At 60.5% G+C, this 3,282-nt stretch carries 4 protein-coding genes; 1 reads left to right on the top strand and 3 read right to left on the bottom strand.

Features of this window, described 5'->3' with window-relative positions:
• On the bottom strand, positions 1 to 506 hold a 506-nt coding region (locus tag VN623_RS06465; RefSeq protein ID WP_325569305.1), incomplete at its 3' end, for an MFS transporter.
• Between the two features lie 163 nt (positions 507 to 669).
• On the opposite strand from VN623_RS06465, the gene VN623_RS06460 reads away from it, so the two are divergent.
• Complete coding sequence (locus VN623_RS06460; protein WP_325569303.1) at positions 670 to 1,218, top strand: hypothetical protein; 549 nt, start codon at positions 670 to 672, stop codon at positions 1,216 to 1,218.
• A gap of 90 nt (positions 1,219 to 1,308) precedes the next feature.
• Here VN623_RS06460 and VN623_RS06455 read toward each other — a convergent pair whose 3' ends face one another.
• Both VN623_RS06455 and thiD read right to left on the bottom strand, forming a co-directional pair.
• Complete coding sequence (locus tag VN623_RS06455; protein ID WP_325569301.1) at positions 1,309 to 2,559, bottom strand: OmpP1/FadL family transporter; 1,251 nt, start codon at positions 2,557 to 2,559, stop codon at positions 1,309 to 1,311.
• Between the two features lie 383 nt (positions 2,560 to 2,942).
• The coding region (gene thiD / locus VN623_RS06450) for a bifunctional hydroxymethylpyrimidine kinase/phosphomethylpyrimidine kinase (protein ID WP_325569299.1) at positions 2,943 to 3,282 on the bottom strand (340 nt) is incomplete at its 5' end.

Raw genomic sequence — 3,282 nt, 5'->3', positions numbered from 1 at the left:
ACGAGCCACACGCCGGCGCCGCCGCCATATTGCGTAATGACGAGGCCGCCGAGAAAACTCGCGACGACGAAGGTGAGCGATCCCCACAGCCGCATCCGGCCGTAATCGAGACCGCGTGACCGCATTCCTTGGACCGCAATCGTCTCGATCAGTGGCACGAGCGTCGAAAAGCAGACCATCAGCGGGACGGCGAACAAGAGTATCGGCCAGAACGACCGCGTCTGCGACAGCGCCAGGACAAACGCCAAGCCGAGCCACGCGAGCCCGATCAGATAGATGCGATGCGCGCCCTCGCGATCTGCAGCCACCGCTACGGTCGGCGTCACGAACACACGAAGAAAAAGTGGGGCCGCCATAACCGCGCTGATTTCGCCGGCGCTGAGGCCACACCAATCGAGCCAAACCGGCATGAACGGAACGTTCGTTCCGTAGATGATGAAGACGGCGCCGTAGAACAGCGCAATCGGCAGGGCAAAGGCGCGATCCTCGCGTTTCATCTTGGCCATGCTGCCGGATTCTCCTCGGAAAATAATCCGAGCACCGTTCTATATGCCCGATGCGAAATTGATACGATAACCGGCAACGCGTCCGGCTCGTCCGGAGGTTGTGTCTACGATCTGGCCGAATCGCATATCCCTTGAGTTCCATTTTGCGGAGCACAAACGGCCTATGCAGCCCTATTCATCTGCGATCGCTGAGGACACCGAGACCGAGTATCGCGCTATCGAGGCGACGCTGCTTGAGACGGTCCGCGGACGGTGGTTTCTCGCCGAACACGGCCGCCGCGCCCGCCGCCTTGACGGTGCACTTCTCGAAGATGCCATCAGGCGGCTGCAGGCGTCGCTGCGCGAGCCGCCGGCTCTTCTTGGCCAGCTCAAGAGCGAGATCGAGACTGTGAAGGCACGGCTCGCCGAAACGCGCGCCGAATTAATGGCGCGGCCTACGGTCGACGAGAGCATGTTGCCGACGCACGCGATCCTGAAAGCGGCGGAGGACATCCACAACATCGCCTGGTCCTTGCAGGCGAACCCGTTTGACCCAAACGGCTGCGAACAAATCGCCCGCAACGCCGGCAGGCTTTACGCGATGAGCCAGTCGCAGGCGGCGCAGTCGCATCGCGCTGTCAACGCCGCAGGGACGCTCGATGCGGTGGCGGCAAAACTCGAGGCGATACTCGAGAGCGTTTTGCACGAACTCAAGGTCGATGACGGTATGTAGCGTTTGGGCATCCGCAGCCCTCGCCTTTGCTACCAACAAAAAACCGGGCATTCGAGCCCGGTTTTTTAGTGCTTCGATTGACTGCGCTGCCTACCAGCGAGTCCGCATACCAACCGCTATCATATCTACAGACGCTTCGACGGTGCCGGATAGCTCCGGAGCCGGTACCCCCGGGGGAGTGCGCGTGAAATCACCGTCCTGCACGAATATGTGGGAATAGCCGACGTCGAACGTCGTCCACTCGCTATATTTATAGCTTGCGCCGATGCTCAGATACACTTTGTCGTTGTCGGGTATCGCCGTGAAGCGCTTCGACGGATCATCGACCGGAGAAATTTCGTAGCCGACGCCGGTCCGCAACGTCAGCGCGGGCGTGTAATCATACTCGCCACCAACCGAGAAGTACCAGCTGTCGTTCCAATTTGCCGGCGTCGTAATCGAATTCCCTATTGGGCTGAAATCCCCGGTCACCGTCAATTGCTTGAACCGGCTCCAGTTCTCCCACTGAACGGTTCCTAAGAGCCGCGTATTCGGAGTCATTTCTTGCCGCAAACTCAGTGTCACGATGTCGGGTAGATTGACCGTCCCGACTGCGTCCACGTCTCCGATACCGGCCAAGTCCGTTTTGAAGTGACCGTCGAGATCGTGCGTGAGCTGCGAGCGATAGCCGAGGCCGATCGACGTACCTGCGGCAGGTTCGATCGTGATACCCGCAGTCGCGCCAAACGCCCAGTCATCGCCCTTGAACTGAGCGATATCCGACGGCGACGTTCGGAATTGCAGCTTGCCTCTCGCCCACTCCATCTGCACGCCGGCGCCGATCGTGATGCCGGGGGCCACGCGATAGGAAATCATCGGGTTGGCGTTAACGGTCAGGAGCTTGGTCGTAAGCCCCAAAATCGAACCCGCGTAGTTCGTATTCTCGGGCTTCGTCGCCAAGCCGAAGGGCGCGTTGATGGCGATGCCGACCCAAAAATCCTTCGACAGCCGGTAGCTGCCGTAAGTCGAACTTGTGAAGGCATCGATGCCGATGTCGCCACTATTGCTTGAAATTGGCACACCGCCGAAGGACGAGACGTGCACATCGCCGTTCGGAAGAACGAGAATGTAAGACGACTCTGTATTTAATCCCGAAAATTGACCCGCAGCCGCAGAGTTCCAGTACATCGAACCGAGGCTGCCGCCAGCGGCCGCGCCTGCCATCGCAGAGCCAAGGAACACGGTCGACTGCTCGTGAATATCGAAGCCGCCCGCCACCGCCGAACCTGTCACTGCGACGAGTGCCGCTGCGGTCGCACCTACAAGGCGCAACCGATTATTGATGCTCTTGGCACCCTGCATTGAAACCCCGCCCTCCGAACGCCATTCACAGACGCCCCAAATCACTATCCTGCCACATTATCTGCGGCACCGCGCCGGCGCTCAACCGAACTTGGGACAACTTTCGCGCGAAGCGGTTGGAAACGCATCGTGTGTGCCACTCCGGCAACAAAAAACCGGCCCGCCGAAGCGGACCGGTTCTTGCCAAGCTCTGGTTCGAGTTGTCGAAGCGAGCTTGGCGCTCCCCCCGGAGTCCTTCAACGGCGCATAAGCGCCGAAGCCGCGCGCAAACTGCCAAAGTGCGTTTCGCGATGCAAGCCTTGACGCCGGGATTGCACATGCGAGTCGCGCGACGAGTGCATGCCCGCAACACGTAGCGCCATGTAACCGTTGAAAAGCTCGCGTCACTGATCGCGCGACGACTTTCGCAGAGCAAAAAGATGATCGACGGGACCGTTACCGCCGCCGATGGCGAGTGCAGCGCCGGACGCCAGAGCGTTCCAGACGAACATTTTGGCGGCATCGACGGCCTGCCGCATCGATCGGCCTTGTGCGAGGTTAGCCGCGATTGCAGCCGACAGCGTGCAGCCGGTGCCGTGCGTGTTCGCCGTTTCAATGCGTGGCCGGCGCAAGACGTGGCGCATCGTGCCATCGAAAAAGACATCGACGGCCACCGAACCGCGGGCGTGGCCACCTTTCACCAGGACGGCACCGCAGCCGAATTTCATCAGCGCCTCGGCTTGC

It is taken from the genome of Hyphomicrobium sp. (assembly GCF_035572195.1).
Classification (GTDB): domain Bacteria; phylum Pseudomonadota; class Alphaproteobacteria; order Rhizobiales; family Hyphomicrobiaceae; genus Hyphomicrobium_B.
Note: the sequence above shows the minus strand (reverse complement) of the source record. Positions and strands in the feature narration are given on the sequence as shown.